At 69.1% G+C, this 17819-nt stretch carries 13 protein-coding genes and 1 tRNA gene; 8 read left to right on the top strand and 6 right to left on the bottom strand.

Going from position 1 to position 17819, the window contains the following annotated elements:
* Positions 1-136: 136 nt before the first annotated feature.
* Positions 137-328, bottom strand: a complete 192-nt coding sequence (locus tag PRL19_RS03205; protein ID WP_273743844.1) for a hypothetical protein — start codon at positions 326-328, stop codon at positions 137-139.
* Positions 329-738: 410 nt separating this feature from the next.
* Between PRL19_RS03205 and PRL19_RS03200 the strand changes: the two genes are divergently transcribed.
* From PRL19_RS03200 to PRL19_RS03190, 3 genes are all read left to right on the top strand, one after another.
* A complete protein-coding gene (locus PRL19_RS03200) occupies positions 739-1434 on the top strand; it encodes a haloacid dehalogenase type II (RefSeq protein ID WP_273743843.1) in 696 nt (231 codons plus the stop codon).
* A gap of 260 nt (positions 1435-1694) precedes the next feature.
* Positions 1695-3842: an FAD-dependent oxidoreductase gene (locus PRL19_RS03195; RefSeq protein ID WP_273743842.1), complete on the top strand. Its 2148-nt coding sequence runs from the start codon at positions 1695-1697 to the stop codon at positions 3840-3842.
* Positions 3839-4444, top strand: coding sequence for a CDP-alcohol phosphatidyltransferase family protein (locus PRL19_RS03190; RefSeq protein WP_252930013.1), 606 nt, complete (start codon positions 3839-3841; stop codon positions 4442-4444). The genes PRL19_RS03195 and PRL19_RS03190 overlap by 4 nt, the downstream gene beginning before the upstream one ends.
* Before the next feature lie 567 nt (positions 4445-5011).
* Here the strand turns inward: PRL19_RS03190 and PRL19_RS03185 are convergent.
* Both PRL19_RS03185 and PRL19_RS03180 read right to left on the bottom strand, forming a co-directional pair.
* The gene (locus PRL19_RS03185; RefSeq protein ID WP_273743841.1) at positions 5012-7120 is read right to left on the bottom strand and encodes an alpha/beta hydrolase family protein; all 2109 of its coding nucleotides are present in this window, start codon (positions 7118-7120) and stop codon (positions 5012-5014) included.
* 26 nt (positions 7121-7146) lie between these two features.
* On the bottom strand, positions 7147-9333 hold the full coding sequence (locus PRL19_RS03180; RefSeq protein WP_273743840.1) for a glycosyltransferase family 2 protein: 2187 nt from the start codon (positions 9331-9333) through the stop codon (positions 7147-7149).
* Positions 9334-9607: 274 nt separating this feature from the next.
* Between PRL19_RS03180 and PRL19_RS03175 the strand changes: the two genes are divergently transcribed.
* A complete protein-coding gene (locus tag PRL19_RS03175; protein ID WP_273743839.1) occupies positions 9608-11236 on the top strand; it encodes a Na/Pi cotransporter family protein in 1629 nt (542 codons plus the stop codon).
* On the opposite strand, the gene nagA is transcribed toward PRL19_RS03175, so the two are convergent.
* The 3 genes from nagA to PRL19_RS03160 all read right to left on the bottom strand — a co-directional run bounded on the left by nagA (position 11233) and on the right by PRL19_RS03160 (position 13394).
* Positions 11233-12357 carry an N-acetylglucosamine-6-phosphate deacetylase gene (gene nagA, locus PRL19_RS03170; RefSeq protein ID WP_273743838.1) on the bottom strand — a complete coding sequence of 375 codons (1125 nt, stop codon included), beginning with the start codon at positions 12355-12357 and terminating at the stop codon, positions 11233-11235. The genes PRL19_RS03175 and nagA overlap by 4 nt on opposite strands.
* A complete protein-coding gene (locus PRL19_RS03165; RefSeq protein WP_273743837.1) occupies positions 12354-13187 on the bottom strand; it encodes a glucosamine kinase nucleotide-binding domain-containing protein in 834 nt (277 codons plus the stop codon). The genes nagA and PRL19_RS03165 overlap by 4 nt, the downstream gene beginning before the upstream one ends.
* 122 nt (positions 13188-13309) lie before the next feature.
* Positions 13310-13394 (bottom strand) — tRNA-Leu (locus PRL19_RS03160).
* A 197-nt stretch (positions 13395-13591) separates the two neighbouring features.
* On the opposite strand from PRL19_RS03160, the gene PRL19_RS03155 reads away from it, so the two are divergent.
* The 4 genes from PRL19_RS03155 (at position 13592) to PRL19_RS03140 (ending at position 17818) form a co-directional block, all read left to right on the top strand.
* Complete coding sequence (locus tag PRL19_RS03155; protein ID WP_045982535.1) at positions 13592-14575, top strand: complex I NDUFA9 subunit family protein; 984 nt, start codon at positions 13592-13594, stop codon at positions 14573-14575.
* Positions 14575-15378: an undecaprenyl-diphosphate phosphatase gene (locus PRL19_RS03150; RefSeq protein WP_420704408.1), complete on the top strand. Its 804-nt coding sequence runs from the start codon at positions 14575-14577 to the stop codon at positions 15376-15378. Before PRL19_RS03155 ends, PRL19_RS03150 begins: the two co-directional genes overlap by 1 nt.
* Positions 15379-15528: 150 nt before the next feature.
* The gene (locus tag PRL19_RS03145) at positions 15529-17013 is read left to right on the top strand and encodes an NAD(P)-dependent oxidoreductase (RefSeq protein WP_045982537.1); all 1485 of its coding nucleotides are present in this window, start codon (positions 15529-15531) and stop codon (positions 17011-17013) included.
* A gap of 97 nt (positions 17014-17110) precedes the next feature.
* Positions 17111-17818, top strand: coding sequence for a hypothetical protein (locus PRL19_RS03140; RefSeq protein ID WP_273743836.1), 708 nt, complete (start codon positions 17111-17113; stop codon positions 17816-17818).
* Position 17819 lies beyond the last annotated feature (1 nt).

The following is a 17819-nucleotide window of genomic DNA, read 5'->3' as shown; positions in this document are numbered from 1 at the left end:
GGCAGGGGCCTTGTGGCATGAATGTGCCGGGATTGCCAAACCTTGGCGTGGACGGGTGGTCGGGGGAGGGAGATCGCACCTGATCCGGAATGGAGACCCGACTGGCGTGTCACTGGACGGTTACAGGGGGCAGCGGTCAGACCCGCATCCTCTGCAACATGCCGCCGATCCCGGTACGCAACGCAACGCCCAAGTTCAACGCCCGGATGTTCAATGCAGGCGGGACATCGACCACGTTCGAGCTGATTTTCCGCCCGTCTTTGACCTCACGCGGCGGCAGATTGGCGAAGGCGAGGCGGACCCACAGGCCGATGACCGGGACCGCCATGGCGGACGGTCTCAGCACCCTTCTGGTGCTGAGACGAATGCATGGCCGATGCTTAAGCGACCCAGGCCCGGCGTGGCACGAACCGACAATGATGGTGATAGACCCGGCCATGGACGGTCCGATGGCGTTCTGCACCGCCTTTGCCGATCCGGCGGCACCCAGTGCCGTCCATACGTGGACAAGTGTTCGGTCAGAGCCAGACGCAGTGGATCATGCGGGTGACAATGAAAAAAACGTGGGTGACAGCGCGGCTTTCACCACCGGAAAGGCTGCATCGGCTGCCGCCTGCGATGGTGGTCAGCAGGGGCGTCCAACCTGCATCGGCCGGAACTTCGCCGGAGGGCAGTCGCAAGGAACGATAATCGCGACCGATGGTTCTGCATGATCGTCAACCGATCAGGATCGCCCCCATGTCCCCGCGCCCCATCCTCGTCTTTGACGTCAACGAGACATTGCTGGACCTGGACCACCTGTGTCCGCTGTTCGATGACATCTTCGGCGACGGGGCCGTCATGCGCGACTGGTTCGCGCAGCTGATCCTCTACTCCCAGACCCTGACGATCACCGGACTGCGCAGCGATTTCAGCACCTTGGCCGTTGCAGTGCTGCGCATGATCGGGGAGATCAGGGGCGTGGCGATCACCGAGGGGCATGAGGATGCGCTGCGCCGGACGATGGGCACGCTGCCCGCCCATCCCGATGCCGAGGCGGCGCTGGTCCATCTGCGGGACAGGGGGTTCCGTCTGGTGACACTGACCAACTCGCCGCCCTCTGGGGGAGGGACCGCGCTGGACCGCTCGGGCCTGGCGCAGTATTTCGAGGCCAGCTTCAGCGTCCAGCCGACCAACCGTTTCAAGCCCGCGCCCCAGACCTATCAACTGGTGGCCGAGGCACTGGCGGTACCGCTGTCCGATCTTTGCCTGGTGGCCTGCCATGTCTGGGACACGATCGGGATGCAGGCGCTGGGCGGCAAAGGCGCGCTGGTGACCCATGGCGTGAACGCGGCGCTGGTGCTGCCGGGCGTGCCGCAGCCTGACGTAACGGCCCCCGATCTTGCCGGACTGGCCCACGCAATCGCCGCGCGTTGGGGTCGGGCAGGGGCGTGATCGGTCATGCCAAGGGGCATTGGAAACCGGTTTCCGCCGGGCGTTATCATTCCAATATGCATCGGATTGAGCCGTTATTGACCAGCCTTGTCTTCAAGTGTGAACATGACATTCCAAAAGACCCATCCGGCTCCGACGGGGATGACGGGGCCGCGTGTACACGGGGACGTGACCGGGCGGGTCGCGGTGGTCAGGTAAGACTTCGGGCATCCTGACGACCTGTCGGGTAGGTGGCCCGTGGCCGTGATGAAGGACATGCCGTGACCAGACCCGTTCTGCTGATCCTTGTCGCGACGCTTGTGCTGGCCGGGTCGTGGCTGCTGGGCGGTCAGGACGTGACGCTGCAGTCGCTGCGCGGGCATCTGGCCGCCGTGGCCGAGTATCAGCAGCAGCGGCCGGTGCTGGTCGCGGCGCTGTTCGCCGCCGCCTATGTCGCGATCACCGCGCTGTCCCTGCCGATCGCGGTCTGGCTGACGCTGGCCGGGGGCGCGCTGTTCGGATTCTGGGCGGGGCTGGCGATCGTCTCGTTCGCGTCGGCCATCGGGGCGACGCTGGCCTTTCTGGCGGCGCGGTACCTGCTGCGGGACTGGGTGCGGGCGCGGCTGGGCGCGCGTGCCAGGGGGATCGAGACCGGGCTGGCACGGGACGGGGCGTTCTATCTGTTTTCGCTGCGGCTGATCCCGGTGATGCCGTTCTTTGCCACGAACCTGCTGATGGGCCTGACGCCGATCCGTACCCGGACGTTCTATTGGGTCAGCCAGCTTGGCATGCTGGCGGGCACCGCGGTCTATGTGAACGCGGGCACGCAGCTGGCCGCACTGGACAGCCTGTCCGAGATCGTGTCGCCGCCCCTGTTGGCGTCCTTCGCGGCGCTGGCCGTGTTTCCGTGGATCGCCCGCGCCATCGTGGGCATCCTTCGCCGCCGTCGCGTCTATGCCGGATGGACCCGACCCCGGCGGTTCGACCGCAATCTGGTGGTGATCGGCGCGGGTTCGGCCGGGTTGGTCTCGGCCTACATCGCCGCGGCGACCAAGGCCAAGGTGACCCTGATCGAGGCCGGCGCGATGGGCGGCGACTGCCTGAACCATGGCTGCGTTCCGTCCAAGGCGCTGATCCGCAGCGCGACCCTGGCGCATCAGATGCGCCATGCCGCGCGCTTCGGGCTGGCCGACACACCGCCCGCGGTCCCGTTTCGCGCGGTCATGGACCGCATCCACCGGATCATCGCCGACATCGCGCCCCATGACAGCGTCGACCGCTATGCCGGGCTGGGGGTCGATGTGCTGCAGGGCCACGCCCGCCTGATCGACCCTTGGACGGTCGCGGTCACCGACCCGCAGGGCGCCGAGCGGCGGCTGACCACGCGGGCGATCATCATCGCGACCGGTGCGCGGCCCGTCATGCCGCCGCTGCCGGGGCTGGACCTGGTCGACCCGCTGACCTCGGAGACGCTGTGGTCGCGGCTGGCAGATCATGACCACGCGCCGCGGCGGCTGGTTGTCCTGGGCGGCGGGCCGATCGGCTGCGAGCTGTCGCAAGCCTTTGCGCGGCTGGGGTCCGACGTCACCCAGATCGAGATGGCCCCCCGCCTGTTGATGCGCGAGGACCCCGAGGTGTCGGCCCTGGTCGCGGACGCCCTGCGCGCCGACGGGGTGACGGTGCTGACCGGGCACCGCGCGATCCGCTGCGGCATCGACGGGGGCAGGTGGATCAAGGTCGAACGGGACGGCGCGGCCCGCCGCATCGGCTTTGACCAGATCATCGTGGCCGTGGGCCGCAGCGCCCGGCTGGAGGGGTTCGGACTGGACCGTCTGGGGATCGAGACCGACCGCACCATCGTCACGAACGCCTTCCTGCAGACCCGCTTTCCCCACATCCTGCCGGCGGGCGACGTGGCCGGACCGTTCCAGTTCACCCATGCCGCATCCCACCAGGCCTGGTTCGCCAGCGTCAACGCGCTGTTCGGCACCCTCAGGCGGTTCAGGGTCGATGACCGCGTGATCCCCTGGGCCACCTTCACCGATCCGCAGATCGCCCGCGTCGGCCTGTCCGAGACCGAGGCCCGCGACCGGGGCATCGCGGTCGAGGTCACGCGCTATGACCTGGCCGACCTGGACCGCGCCATCACCGACGGGGCGGCGCGCGGCTTCGTCAAGGTGCTGACCCCGCCGGGGCGCGACCGCATCCTGGGCGTGACCATCGCGGGCGATCACGCCGGTGACCTGATCGCGGAGTTCGTCCTGGCCATGAAGCACGGCCTGGGCCTGAACAAAATTCTGGGCACGATCCACATCTATCCGACCTGGGCCGAGGCCAACAAGGCGGTCGCCGGCACCTGGCGGCGCGCCCATGTGAACCCGCGCCTGCTGGCGCTGGTCGAACGCTATCATCGATGGAGGCGCGGATGATCGACGCCCGACTGCAACCGCTGCAGCGCGCGGCCCTGCGGCACCCGGCGCAGATGCTGGCTGCCCGCGGCGTCAAGGCGGACACCATCAGCATCGCGGGCTTTGCCGTGGGTCTGCTGGCGGTGGCCGCGCTGGCCCTGGGGTGGTGGACCGCGGCGCTGGTGCTGATCGCGGCGAACCGGATCATGGACGGGCTGGACGGTGCGGTCGCACGCATCCAGGGTCCGACCGACCGCGGCGCCTTTCTGGATATCGCGCTGGACTTCGTCTTCTATGCGCTGGTGCCGGTGGGGTTCGCGCTGCACGACCCCGCGGCCAACGCGTTGCCCGCGGCGGTGCTGATCGCGGCCTTCGTGGGGACCGGATCGTCGTTTCTGGCCTTTGCCGCCATCGCCGCCCGGCGCGGCGACCGGGCGGCGGCCTTTCCGACCAAGGGCATCTACTACCTTGGCGGCCTGACCGAGGGGTTCGAGACGATCGTCCTGTTCCTGGCGATGTGCCTGATCCCCGCATCCTTTCCGCTGCTGGCCTGGATCTTTGCCGCGGCCTGCGGCGTCACCACGATCCTGCGGTGGCACCAGGGCTGGACCGCGTTCCGGTAAAACCTGGGGCCGACCGGTCCGGCGCAGGTCCGAGGCTGTCACCCACAGCCGGCAGGCGGGGTGCAAAGCAAGCCTCAGGTGTGACGTTGGTCAGCAGATCGACGGCTCTGCCGCCAAGGTGAAACATAGGGTCAGTTTCGAGCCGCATGGTCGAACCCCTTCTTGGAAGGCCTGCCGCGGCCACGGCTGTGCCGATCCGACAGGGGCAGGTGCTTTCGATCCCGGGCTGCGGTGAAGACCGAGCCCGTGGCGCGTGACGGTGACGATCATGGCCCCGGGCTTTCCCTCTCCAGGGGATGTCACGCCGAACCAAGGCCATGTCATTGATGTGCCGGCCAAGATAAGCAGATCAGCATGCCACAAGGCAAATCATCGTCGCGGCTGGCTCCCTTCTGCCAGACGCGTGCCATGCAACCGCCAGACAGCACGGCGGGTGCTTTGAGATCCACTGCTTGCCGCATCCGCCCATCTTTCGCCCGCGGACCGGCATTCGCGACAGAAGGATCCGATCAGGGTCCGGCGGCCGGTTTATTACCGCCTTCACGGGATCACGGCGCAGGTCTCTGATCAGGGTGCCAGACGTGCGATCGCGCGGTCAAGGTGCGCGGCGCGGGCGGGGTTGGTGCCGCGTTCGGCCCGCGCGCGGACGCCTGCCAGATAGTCGGGCAGGTGCCGGCAGGCGCGGTAGTGCTGCATCATCCTCGGCAGGGTCGCCCGGCCGGTCGCGATGTCGCGCATCACGTCGCTGAGCACGCGGCCGTTGCGCAGCATCAGCGCCGTCTTGTGATCGGCATGGCGCAGCGGAACCCGCGTCACGTTCGGACCGTCAAAGCGCTGCACGTGGCGGCGGTCATGGTCGATCGCAGGGTCATAGAACAGCCAGACCTGGGACGCCCTGCGCGATTCGGCGGCGGCATCGGCGAACGGTCCGGTCCAGTCAGCCCGCTTGCCGGTCGGATAGCGCTGGTCCCATCCCGCCAGACGCGGCGACAGCGTCGACTGGGGCGAAAACGCGGCCACCCGGCATCCCGGCGCCAACGAGGCAAAGGCCGCCGCCCCATAGCCCCCCATCGACGTCCCGAACAGCGTCACCTGGTCGAACTGTTCGAAAAAGCCGCTGTCGCGCAGCGACATCAGATAGCGATGCAGCGCGGCGTCGCGGAACCATCCGGGCACATAGGACAGGATGCCCATATGCGACCAGCCCTCCTTGCGGATGAACTTGTAACCCCAGGGTTCGCGGGTCACCGGGTGTTCGCGCACCGACGCCAGATTGTCGAAGGACACCAGCAGATGTTCGCGCGACCGCGCCACATAGGTGCAGGCATAATTCGGCATCGAATGATAGAATCCGTGCGCCTGTCCCGACAGCCGCAAGTCGCTGAGCCATGCGGGCGCCGCGATCTGGGGCGCGCCGTCGGGGGTGGCGATGCCGGGCTGTTGGGGCGCGGCGTCGTGGCCCTGGGTGTCGTCATCGGTGTCGTCCCAGTCCTCCTCCGGTGGGGCATCCTCTTCGGCGGGTCGGGACAGGCGTTCGGCCCAGGCCGAATCCATCTCGGACAGGGCGGGGGGCGTCGCGGCCACGCCGAAGGGCACGGACCAGTCGAAGGCCAGGCCCTGGATCGGGCGCCCCTCGACGAAGGCGGTGATGATCCTGGCCGCCTGGGGGTCCTGATGCGCCAGCAGGCGGTCCAGCCGCCCCGCGAATTCGGTCACCGCCGCCGCATGGCGCGCCGCGACCTTGGGATGGCTGGCCAGGAACTCGGCGCGCCGCGCGCGGTGGGCCTGAACGAACGCCTGGTCAGGACCGGTATCGGCCATCGTGAAGTTCAGGCGCTGATACTGCTGGATGGTCATCCGCAGGTGGTCGGGCGTGACGAAGGGCAGCGTCCTGCCTGCCCCGGTGCGGCGCAGCAGGAACGTCTCGCGGTCCTGGGCCATGAAGGCGATGACATGCGCCAGGCCCAGCCCGGGCTGGTCGGGCATCGTCATCCAGCCCTTTTGCAGATAGCGGTCGGCCACGTCCTCGGCCGCGCCGTTCAACCAGGTCACGGGCTCCTTGCCGCGGGCGAACTTGGGCTTCAGCGTGGGGCGCGCGGGCTTCAGCCCCCGAGCCAGCTGCGGGCGAAAGATCGTGCGCAGGGGCGTGGCCACCGTCATCCTCCCTGCCGCCCCGCCGGTGCCGCGGCGAAAGCGCTCGACCAGCGGCAGATCGGCATAGCGGTTCTGACCCGACCCGCCCGCGACCTGAACGGTCAGCGACAGGAGGTCGGGGAACCGTTCCAGCCCCTGGGCCAGGTCGGCAAGGGTGCCGGCCCCGGTGTCGATCATGACGAAATCGTCCGATTCCAGCCACAGCAGGTGATCGTGGCGATCGCGCAGCGCCGTCTCCAGCGCCAGGTCCAGTGCGCGAATCTGGCGGGCCTTGTCATGGGCGATGCCGGGACGGGTCGTGGGCACGAAGTCGATCAGGCCTGCCGCGGCCAGGGCCTGGGCCAGCGCCGTGGCCTGCGCGTTGGCGCCGTCGCCGTGAACGGTGATGCTGCGAAAGCCCGCGTGACGGTGATGCAGCACCCAGTCCAGCAGGACCGGCGCGCTGTCGTTCATCAGCATGTGCAGCGCGATGTCCGGGCCGGCCGGGACGGGTTGAGGCTGCGGGGCGGTCTTGCGGGGCATGCGGGCGCTTTCGGTTGCGGCGTGGGTCAGGACGGGTGCGGCACGGGGGCGGCGGCGCGCGTCTCCAGCGCCTTGGCCATGCCGGGCCGGCCGTTGCGGGCCGCGATGTCGGACAGCCGCCGCAGCCAGGCGGTCCGGCCCCGCGCCTGCAGGCGCTGGCCAAGCGTGTCCAGGTACCACGGCTGAAGGCGCGACTGGCGATAAAGGGCGTGGAACGCCGCCGCATCCATCGTGCGCGTCGCAAGGCCGCGGACCACCGTGGACAGCATGTCGGTCTGGCGCAGCCGCAGCGCGGTCTTGTGGCCTGCCCGCGGAGTCCGCAGCCGCACGATGTTGTCCCCGGTGAACCGGTCCGCATGGGCGGCGTCCGCGGGTTCCGTCGGGTCATAGACCAGAAAGACCGTCCGCGCGGAGGCGGTCTGGGCCGCGGCATCGGCGAAATCGCCGCTCCAGTCCGCGGCGCGGCCGCTGGGAAAGCGCGCCTCCCACGGGACCAGGGCCGGGGACAGCGTCGACTGCGGGGAAAAGGCGATCACCTGCGCCCCCGGCGCGACCGAGGAGAAGGCGCAGGCCGCATAGGCCCCCATCGAGGTTCCCGCAAAGGTCACCGTCTGATAGCGCGCGAACAGCCCGTTGTCGCGCAGCTGGCGCAGATAGGCGAACAGCGTCGGATTGCGGAACCAGTTGGCGCGGAACGCGAAGATGCCCAGCTGGGACCAGCCCGACTTGCGCGCGAATTCGTATCCCCAGGCCTCGCGGTCGATCTGGTCCTGGCTCACTTGGGACAGGTTGTCGAAGCTGACGAACAGATGCGCCCGTTCGCGTTCGACGTGCAGCGCCGCGAACTCCTCCTCCGAATGGTAGAAGCCCCGGCGGTAGGGCGAGCGCCGCAGGTCGACCAGCCATTGCGGCGGCACCTCGGGGGCGGGTGGATCGGCGGGGGCGGCGGGTTCGGGCGTCTCGGGGATGGTGGCCCAGGGGGTCATCGACAGCAGCGGCATGGTCGGCACCGGCGGCCCATCGGGCAGCGGTGCCAGCAGGATGGCCGATGCGATCACCGGGCGCGCGGGCAGCTTGGCCGGGGGCGGCGGGGGCGGGGTGGCCGCGATCGACGCCTGCCGCGCGCGGCGCGCGGCCAGTTCGGCCTGGCGGCGTTCGGTCTCGGCCTGCAGGACCGCGGGGTCGAACAGGCGGGCGTGCTGGTCCGGCGCCTCGGCCAGCAGCTGTGCGGAGAGGACGTCGATCTGGCGGCGGAACCGGCCCACCGCCTCGGCATGTAGCGCGCCAAGGGCGGGCATCAGCCCGACCAGCTCGGCCCGCGCCTGCGCCACGCGGTCGGCCCATGCGGTGATGCCGGTCTCCTCGACCACATTCAGATTGTGCTGGTCATAGTAGTCGAAGTTGATCCGGTCGGCATCCGCACTGTTGGCGGTGCCGCGCCAGCGCTTCATCAGGAAGACCTCGCTGGCGCGGATCATGTAGTGGTTGACGTGGCACAGATCATACCCCGCCATCTTCGGGGAGGTGGTCCACCGCTGCCGCAGAAGGTCGCGGGTCACGTCCTCTCCCGAGCCGTTCACGATCAGCAGCGGATGCGCGGGCAGGCCATAGAAGTTCTTGAAGACCGGTCGGTGGACGCCCAGGTGCTGCACCGGCAGCGGTCGAAAGATGGTCTTGATGGCGAACTGGCTGTGCGTGAACGGAATGTCCGTGGGCGAGGCCATGGTGAACTGGCGGATCTGCAGCTCGTCCCTAAATGTGATCACGCCGCCATTGCCGAAGATGCGCCACTGCGCGGCGACCGCGTCGGTGCGGTCGGGCAGGGCCGCGAACAGCGCGTCCAAGGTGCCGTCGCCGGTGTTGACGTGAAAGAACTCGTCCCCGTCCAGCACCGCGATCCAGTCGCTGCCCGTCACTTCGGGCAGGGCCATGGCGCGGGCATAGGCACGGCGCTGCGGGTCGTCGGGCAGGCCGGCGATCAGGTCGCTGTTGTCGAAGTGGATGACGATCCCCGCCTGGTCCAGCAGCTGCAGCATCTGGTGCGTGCCGTCGGTGCAGTCGTTGGAATAGATGACGAAGCGGTTGAACCCGATCAGCCGGTGATAGCACAGCCATTCCAGAAGGAACGGCCCCTCGTTCTTGACGGTCGTGACGATGGTCCGCGTCGCGTTCGATTTCCAGCGGAACGAAAGATCGGGGGACAGGCTGTTCATGGCCGCACGGGTTTCCTGTGTCGTGACCCCGTCCATATCAGAGCGGCGCGGCTTCCTCAAAGGGATATGCCACCCTGCGGTTGTCGGCGCGCGCCCGGCCTGCCCCATGGCGTGCCCGCCTGCCGCGCGGCATGGCATCGGCCCAAATCCTGTGCGCTTTGTGCAACAGCGCCGCCCGCTGCGTCGTTATCCCCTTCACAGGATGCAAGGGGCGGCTTCAAGTCGGATCTGTGACGGCCCGCACGGGCAGCCCGGAAAGGGATGGTAGAGGCACATGGCATCGATTCTGGGGTTCCTGCAGCTGGCAGGCGCGGTGGCGCTGTTGCTGTTCGGTCTGGGACTGGTGCGCGACGGCATGGTCGAGGCCTTCGGCCTGCGGATGAAGCTGATCCTGGGCGCGGGCACGCGCACGGGGCTGCGGGCCTTCGCATCGGGGCTTGTCGCCACCTTGGGTCTGCAATCGTCGACGGCCACCGCCCTGCTGACCGCGTCCTTCGTCCAGCGAGAGATGATCGCCACCCGCCGCGCGCAGATCGTGTTGCTGGGCGCGAATGTCGGCACGGCGATGACGGCGGTGATCGTGTCGACCGACATCACCGCGGTTGCGCCGGTCCTGGTGCTGCTGGGTTACGGCCTGCGCCGCCGGGGCACGACGGTGACGTCGGGGGTGGGCACGGCGCTGATCGGCGTGGGGCTGATGCTGGTGTCGCTGACGTTGCTGGATCAGGCGACCGCGCCGCTGCGCGCCTCGCCGCAGATGGCCGCCTTCCTGCCGATGCTGGATCAGGCCTGGCCCGTGGCCCTGGCCTTTGCGGCGGGAATCGCACTTTTGTGTTCGTCATCGCTGGCGGCGGTGCTGCTGATCGGATCGCTGGTGCTGCCGCCCGACCTGACGGTGGTCATGGTGCTGGGCGCGAACCTGGGCGGCGCGATGGCACCGGTGCTGGCGGGGGCCACGCTGGACATCGCCGCGCGGCGGGTGCTGCTGGGTAACCTGACGGTGCGCGCCATCGGCTGCCTGATCGCGCTGCCGCTGGCGGGGCTGGCGGCGGACGCGCTGAATGCCATGCCCCTGGCCGTGGGGCCCTTGGCGGTCAGCGCCCACCTGGCGTTCAACCTGGCGCTGGCGGCGTTGATCTGGCCCTTCAACGGGCTGGTCTGCCGTCTGGTGGCGGTGCTGATGCCGCAGGACGCGCATGCGGCCTCGACCGCGCCGCGCTGGCTGGATGTGCAGGTTCTGGACGCGCCGCCTCTGGCCCTGACCGGCGCCCGGCGCGAGGTTCTGGACATCGGCGACAGCGTCGAGCGGATGCTGGCCCAGACCCGCGCGGCGTTCCGCAAGCACGATCCCGCCCCCCTGGCCGAGGTCCGCGCGATCGAGGATCAGGTCGACCGGCGACAGCAGCAGGTCAAGAACTATCTGTCGCGCCTGACCGGCGACGCGACCGAGGCCGAGCGTCGGCAGGCCATCGACATCCTGGATTACGTCATCAACCTGGAACATATCGGCGACATCATCGACCGGGGCCTGTCCCCCGAGGTGGCCAAGAAGATCGGCCTGGGCCTGCGCTTTTCGGGCGAGGGGTTCCGCGAACTGGACGCGCTGTTCCTGCTGACGCAGGAGAACCTGCGCATGGCGCAGACGGTGTTCATGACGCGCGACCGCGACATGGCCCGCCGCCTGATGGAGCAGAAGGTCACCATCCGCAACCTGGAACGCCAGTCCGCGCAACGCCACCTGATCCGCCTGCGCGAAGGCCAGACCGAAAGCCGCGAGACCTCATCCCTGCATCTGGACCTGCTGCGCGACCTCAAGCGGATCAATGCCCATGCGGTCTCGGTCGCCCATCCGATCCTGCAGGACGAAGGGCTGCTGATCGAAAGCCGGTTGCGCGGCAGCTAGGCCCGGGGCGCGCGCCAGCCCGCGCCGTCGCGGATGCCGGTCAGGTGCAGGTCCGCGTCCAGCAGGATCAGGTCCGCGGCGCGGCCCGGCGCGATGCGCCCGGCCTTGGCGCCGATCAGGCCGGCCGGGACCGACGTCGCCATCGCCAGCGCCTGCGCCGGGTCCGCGCCCGCCGCCACCGCGACGCGCACCGCGCGGTCCAGCCGCAGATCCGCGCCGGCCAGCGTGCCGTCCGCCAGCGTCAGCCGCCCGTCGCGCCGCAGGATGCGACGGCCCTGCAATGGAAATTCGGTCAGCGTGGTGCCCGCGACCGCCATGCAGTCGCTGATCAGGAACAACCCCCCAGGCCGTGCGCGCAGTGCGATGCGCAGCGCCGCCGGGTCGACATGGGTGCCGTCCGCGATGATCCCGGCCTGCGCATCGCCCGACAGGACCGCGCCGACCAGGCCGGGCTGGCGGTGGCCAAGCGGGCTCATGGCGTTGAACAGATGCGTGGCGCAGCGCGCCCCCGCCGCAAAGGCCGCCTGCGCCTGATCAAGCGTGCAGTCGCTGTGGCCAAGGCTGACGATGATCCCCGCCGCGGTCAGGGCGGCGATCTGGGCGGGGGTGGCGGCCTCGGGGGCAAGGGTCACCATCAGCGCGGGCAGGTCCGCGCGGGCGGCGATCAGGACGGCCATGTCGGCATCGGTCATCGGGCGGATCAGGGCTGCGTCATGCGCCCCGGCGCGGCGCGGGTCCAGATGCGGCCCCTCCAGGTGCAGGCCCAGAAAGCCCGGCGTGTCGACGCGGGCGGCGGCGATCCCGGCGGCCAGCACGCGCGCCGTAACCTCGGGTCCGTCGGTGATCAGCGTCGGCAGGATGCCCGCGCAGCCCAGATCACGATGCACCGCGCAGATGCGTGCCAAGGCTGCGGCGTCGGTTCCTGCGCCGACCATCAGCCCGGCGCCGCCGTTCACCTGAAGGTCGACGAAACCGGGGGCCAGGATGCCGGGCATCGGAACCACGCCTTCCGGGCGCGGCACGATGGCCTCGATCACCCCGTCGCGCAGCATCACCGCCATGTCGTCCAGCAGCTGCGCGCCGTCGAACAGGGTGGTGGCGGCCAAGGTCTGCAGGGTCATGGCGCCCAGGCCCGTGCCATGTCCAGCGCACCATCCACGCCTGTGCCGCGGGCGGGAACGACGGGCCAGTCCGCCGCCAGCGCCGTGGCATAGAAGGGGCCCAGCCCGCCGGTGCAGACCACCGGCAGGCGGTCGCCATCCTGCAGCACGCGCACCGCGTCGCCGATCTGGGCCACCGCCTGGTCCAGAATCGCACGGGCCGCGGGATCGTCCGAGGCGACCAGGCGCGGGGCCAGTTCCGCAAAGCGCGCGGGCGCGGCGCCGGTGCCGAAGGCGATGATCCCCTCGAACCCGCCGAATTCGTCGCGCAGAGCGGACAGCAGGGGCGTGTCCGGAACCAGCCCGTCTCCCGCCCGCATCGCCCGCGCCAGCAGGGTGCGGCCCAGGACGGCACCGCTGCCCTCGTCCCCCATCAGAAAGCCGCGCCCCCCAATCTGGCGCAGCTGGCCGCCGCGCTGGACCGCCAGCACCGACCCGGTGCCGACCGCGACCAGGATGCCGTCATCCGCGCCAAGCGCGCCACGCGCGGCGGTGACGGCATCGTTCACCACCAGGCTGCGCGCGAAGGGCAGGCGCGCCTGCATCGCGCGGGCCGCGTCCTGCATGCCGCCCCCGGCCAAGCCCAGCACCGCGGTCAGGTCCGCAGGCGAGGCGCCGGCCTGAGCCATCGCCGCCGTCGCCGCGGCCAGCACGCTGGTCACCGCGCCGAATGGATCGGAATTGATGTTTGCCGGCCCGCCCTGACCGCGGCCCAGCACGCGGCCCGCCGCATCGGCAATGGCTGCCCGGCAGCCCGTGCCGCCCCCGTCGATCCCCAGATACAAGCTCATCACGTCCCCATGTTTCGCCAGAGGGAACGCGACCGACGCGGAAATGAAAAGCCCCAAGGTCGGATCGTCCCGCCGGACAAGCAAAACCCCCGAAAACACGAGGTTTTCGGGGGTTTTGTTTTTGGTGCCCAGGAGAGGACTCGAACCTCCACACCTTGCGGCACACGGACCTGAACCGTGCGCGTCTACCAATTCCGCCACCTGGGCAGGTGGTATGAGCGGCTGATTAAAGCGAGTGCGGGGGGGCGTCAATGGGGGTCGTGAAAGTTTTTCGACAGTTTTTTGCCAAGACCTGCCAAGGCGGTGCGCGAAGCTGCCCGCGACCCTGCGCAGCCTTGCCCGGAACGCGCGTCGGGGGTAAGGATCACGCGACATTCGGCCTATCAGAGGGAGGCGAGACGCCCATGGCGAAACTGGTCACGATCTTTGGCGGATCGGGCTTTGTCGGCCGGCAGGTGGCCCGGCTGATGGCCAAGGAGGGCTGGCGCGTCCGCATAGCCGTCCGCCGCCCCGACGAGGCGCTGTTCACCCGCACCTATGGCGCGGTCGGGCAGGTCGTCCCCGTGATGTGCAACATCCGCGACGAAAACTCCGTCCGGGCTGCCCTGACCGGGGCGGATGCCGCGATCAACTGCGTCAACATCCTGAACGCGCAGGGCAAGAGCACCTTCAAGACCGTGTTCGAGACCGGCGCCGACAACATCGCCCGCCTGTCGGCGGAGATGGGCGTCGCGCGGCTGGTCCACATCTCGGGCCTGGGGATCGATCCCGAATCGGACAGCACGTACATCGCGTCGAAATCGCGGGGCGAGGCCGCGGTGCTGGCCGCGCGTCCCGATGCGGTCGTGCTGCGCCCGTCGGTGATCTTCGGTGCCGACGACAATTTCTACAATCGCTTTGCGGGCATGTCGCGGATGGGGCCGGTGATGCCCATCGTGGGCGGCAACACCCGGATGCAGCCGGTATTCGTGGGCGACGTCGCCCGCGCGGCGGTGATGGGCGCCACCGGCGCCGCCGCCCCCGGCATCTATGAGCTGGGCGGCCCCGAGATCCTGACCACGCGCCAGATCGTGGGGCAGGTGCTGTCCGCCGTCCATCGCCGCCGCGCGGTGGTGAACCTGCCGTTCCCGATCGCGCGACTGGCATCGGCCGCGATGGGCGTGGCGCAGGCGGTCACCGGCGGCCTGTTCACCAGCCCGCTGAGCCGCGACCAGCTGGCCCTGCTGCGCAAGGACAACGTCGTCACGCCCGGCGCCCGCGGTTTCGCGGATCTGGGCATCGTGCCCACGGCGGCCGGGTCCGTCCTGGACGACTATCTGGTGCGCTTCCGCCCGTCGGGCCAGTACGATTCGATTAAACGGTCGGCCAAGAACCTGCGCGAGCACTGATGGATCACAACACGATCGTCGCCGCCGCCCTCGGGGTTCTCGAGGGCCTGACCGAGTTCATTCCGGTGTCGTCGACGGGCCACCTGCTGCTGGCCGGTCATTTCCTGGGCTTCGATTCGCCCGCCCGGTCCTTCGAGGTGCTGATCCAGCTGGGCGCCCTGCTGGCGATCCTGGGCCTTTACGCCGCCCGGCTGGTGCAGGTGGTGCGCGACGCGCCCCACGATCCGGTCGCCCGGCGGTTCATCGGCGCCGTCCTGCTGGCCTTTGCCCCGGCGGCGGTGATCGGCGCGATGGCGCACGGCTTCATCAAGACGGTGCTGTTCGAGACGCCGATGCTGGTCGCGGTCATGCTGGTCCTGGGCGGCTTCGTCCTGCTGTGGGTCGACCGCCGCGCCGCCACCCCCCGCTATACCCGGGCCGAGGATATTCCTTTGTCGATGGCCTTCCGCATCGGCCTGTTCCAGTGCCTTGCCATGATCCCCGGCGTGTCGCGGTCGGGGGCCACCATCGTCGGTGCCCTGCTGATGGGCGCGGACAAGCGGTCGGCCGCCGAATTCTCGTTCTTCTTGGCGATGCCCACGATGCTGGGCGCCTTCAGCCTGGACCTGTGGCAGAATCGCGCGGTGCTGGATGCGGGCGCGATCAACGACATCGCCGTGGGCTTCATCACCGCCTTTCTGGCCGCCGTCGTGGTGGTGCGCTGGCTGCTTGGTTACGTGTCCCAGCACGGATACGGGCTGTTCGCATGGTGGCGCATCATCGTCGGAAGCCTTGCGTTGCTGGCACTTGCACTGGGTATGTAAGCAATGCTGACCTAATATCACGGGTGTGCGGACAAAAACTTGGCCCGCGCACCGAAAAAGTGGCTATTAGGTCAGTACTGCTGACTTTTCATCGCAAAAGCCTTGGTTTATTGCGGTTGCCGAAGTCCTTTCAGGGAAGGTAGCGCAGCCATGGCCACGCAGAAGATGCTGACATTCGTCTCGACCCCGCGCGAGATGCCCGAAAAACGCGCCGCTGCCGACCGCAGCGAGGATTTCCACGAGATCTATCGCGAATTCGCCGCAGCCAAGGCCGCCGAACAGTCCAGCCGCTGCAGCCAGTGCGGCGTGCCCTATTGCCAGTCGCATTGCCCGTTGCACAACAACATCCCCGACTGGCTGCGTCTGACCGCCGAGGGTCGCCTGGAGGAGGCCTATCGCGTCAGCCAGGCCACCAACACCTTCCCCGAGATCTGCGGCCGCATCTGTCCCCAGGACCGCCTGTGCGAGGGCAACTGCGTGATCGAGCAGTCGGGCCACGGCACCGTCACCATCGGCGCGGTCGAGAAGTACATCACCGACACCGCCTGGGACAACGGCTGGGTCCAGCCCTTCAAGCCCGCGCAGGAGCGTGCCGAATCGGTCGGCATCATCGGAGCCGGGCCGGGCGGCCTGGCCGCGGCGGACATGCTGCGCAAGCAGGGGTTCCAGGTCACGATCTATGACCGCTATGACCGCGCGGGCGGGTTGATGACCTATGGCATCCCCGGCTTCAAGCTGGAGAAGGACGTGGTGATGCGCCGCAACCAGCTGCTGGCGGACAGCGGCGTCGAGTTCGTGCTGAACTGCAACGTGGGCGAGGACATCAGCTTTGACGCGATCCGCGGCAAGCACGACGCGGTGCTGATCGCCACGGGCGTCTACAAGACCCGCGACCTGGACCTGGACAACGCCGATCACGGCGGGATCGTCCGCGCGATCGACTATCTGACCGCCTCGAACAAGGTCGAGTTCGGCGACGATGTTCCCGATTTCGACGACGGAGAGCTGAACGCCAAGGGCAAGCGCGTCGTCGTCATCGGCGGCGGCGACACGGCCATGGATTGCGTGCGCACGGCCATCCGCCAGGGCGCGCAGTCGGTCAAGTGCCTTTACCGGCGCGACCGCGCCAACATGCCGGGGAGCCAGCGCGAGGTGCAGAACGCCGAGGAGGAGGGTGTCGAGTTCGTCTGGCTGTCGGCCCCCGGCGCCTTTGCGGGCCACGTGACCGGCATCGCCGCCGAGGCGCAGGAGCGTGACGTCGACGGTCTGCCGCAGATCGCCTCGGTGCGCATCCAGAAGATGCGCCTGGGTCAGCCCGACGTTACCGGCCGCCAGTCGCCCGAGCTGATCGAGGGCGCCGATTACGACGAACCCGCCGACCTGGTCATCAAGGCCCTGGGATTCGAACCCGAGGACCTGCCCAAGCTATGGGGCGTGGACGGGCTGGAGGTCACGCGGTGGGGCACCATCAAGGCGAACTTCCAGACGCACCAGACCTCGATCCCTGGCGTGTTCGCGGTGGGCGACATCGTGCGCGGCGCCAGCCTGGTCGTCTGGGCGATCCGCGACGGGCGCGAGGCCGCGGACGCGATCGCGACCTTCCTGACGGGCGATGCCCGCATCGCCGCCGAATAGGGGCAGGGCGATGGCGCACCACCATGACACGGGGCGTGCAGCGTGCGGACGGCGGCACAAGGCAGCGGCGGCGCGGGCCGTCCCCGCTGTCGGGATCATGTCGGGCCTGTTGACGCGTCTGGTGCTGGCGGGCGGGATGCTGGCGGCGGGGCAGGCGGGGGCGGCCAGCTTCACGCCGCCCGCGGGCTGCACGCTGAACGTCACGGTGCAGAACCGCAGCTGCACCGTCAGCCAGTACTATACCTGCAGTGCCGATCCCCAAGGCTATCAGCACAGCGCCCATTTCGGGCGCGAGGGGCTGTACCACCTGTCCACCATCGACGCCGAGACGCGCTGGATCGAGAGCCAGAGCATGTCGTCCGGCCTGGTCGACCGGCTGGTCGAGGAGGCCGAGGACCATGCCAGCTTCAGCGAGCTGCTGGCCACGGGGCGCGATGATTTCGATTTCTGGACCCAGACCGATGACGGCCAGCGCCTGCACCACCAGGGCGCCGACACCCTGACCGGAGAGACCGTCACGATCGATGGCCAGGCACTGGAACGGACCCGCTTCCGGCTGACCACCCGCGACGCCGGCGGCGAGGTTCTGATCACCCGCGAGGGCAGCCAGTACATCAGCCGCGAGTTCAACCGCTTCTATGGCGGGACCGAGACCGGCAGCGACTGGACCGGCACCAAGACCGAGACCGACGACAGCCCCGTGCTGTTCACCTTTCCCGGCGAGGCCGGGTTCGGTTCCACAACCCCACAATTCGACTGCGATCAGTTGCTGACGCAGATCCCGCAGGAAAGGGCCGCATCATGAC

Source organism: Paracoccus marcusii, assembly GCF_028621715.1.
GTDB classification, from domain to species: domain Bacteria; phylum Pseudomonadota; class Alphaproteobacteria; order Rhodobacterales; family Rhodobacteraceae; genus Paracoccus; species Paracoccus marcusii.
Note: the sequence above shows the minus strand (reverse complement) of the source record. Positions and strands in the feature narration are given on the sequence as shown.

Coding starts and splice junctions, on each gene's coding strand:
- PRL19_RS03155 (WP_045982535.1), top strand. CDS start 13,592: ATGGCGAAACTGGTCACGATCTTTGGCGGATCGGGCTTTGTCGGCCGG.
- PRL19_RS03205 (WP_273743844.1), bottom strand. CDS start 328: ATGGCGGTCCCGGTCATCGGCCTGTGGGTCCGCCTCGCCTTCGCCAAT.
- PRL19_RS03190 (WP_252930013.1), top strand. CDS start 3,839: ATGATCGACGCCCGACTGCAACCGCTGCAGCGCGCGGCCCTGCGGCAC.
- PRL19_RS03175 (WP_273743839.1), top strand. CDS start 9,608: ATGGCATCGATTCTGGGGTTCCTGCAGCTGGCAGGCGCGGTGGCGCTG.
- PRL19_RS03180 (WP_273743840.1), bottom strand. CDS start 9,333: ATGAACAGCCTGTCCCCCGATCTTTCGTTCCGCTGGAAATCGAACGCG.
- PRL19_RS03200 (WP_273743843.1), top strand. CDS start 739: ATGTCCCCGCGCCCCATCCTCGTCTTTGACGTCAACGAGACATTGCTG.
- nagA (WP_273743838.1), bottom strand. CDS start 12,357: ATGACCCTGCAGACCTTGGCCGCCACCACCCTGTTCGACGGCGCGCAG.
- PRL19_RS03185 (WP_273743841.1), bottom strand. CDS start 7,120: ATGCCCCGCAAGACCGCCCCGCAGCCTCAACCCGTCCCGGCCGGCCCG.
- PRL19_RS03150 (WP_420704408.1), top strand. CDS start 14,575: ATGGATCACAACACGATCGTCGCCGCCGCCCTCGGGGTTCTCGAGGGC.
- PRL19_RS03165 (WP_273743837.1), bottom strand. CDS start 13,187: ATGAGCTTGTATCTGGGGATCGACGGGGGCGGCACGGGCTGCCGGGCA.
- PRL19_RS03140 (WP_273743836.1), top strand. CDS start 17,111: ATGTCGGGCCTGTTGACGCGTCTGGTGCTGGCGGGCGGGATGCTGGCG.
- PRL19_RS03145 (WP_045982537.1), top strand. CDS start 15,529: ATGGCCACGCAGAAGATGCTGACATTCGTCTCGACCCCGCGCGAGATG.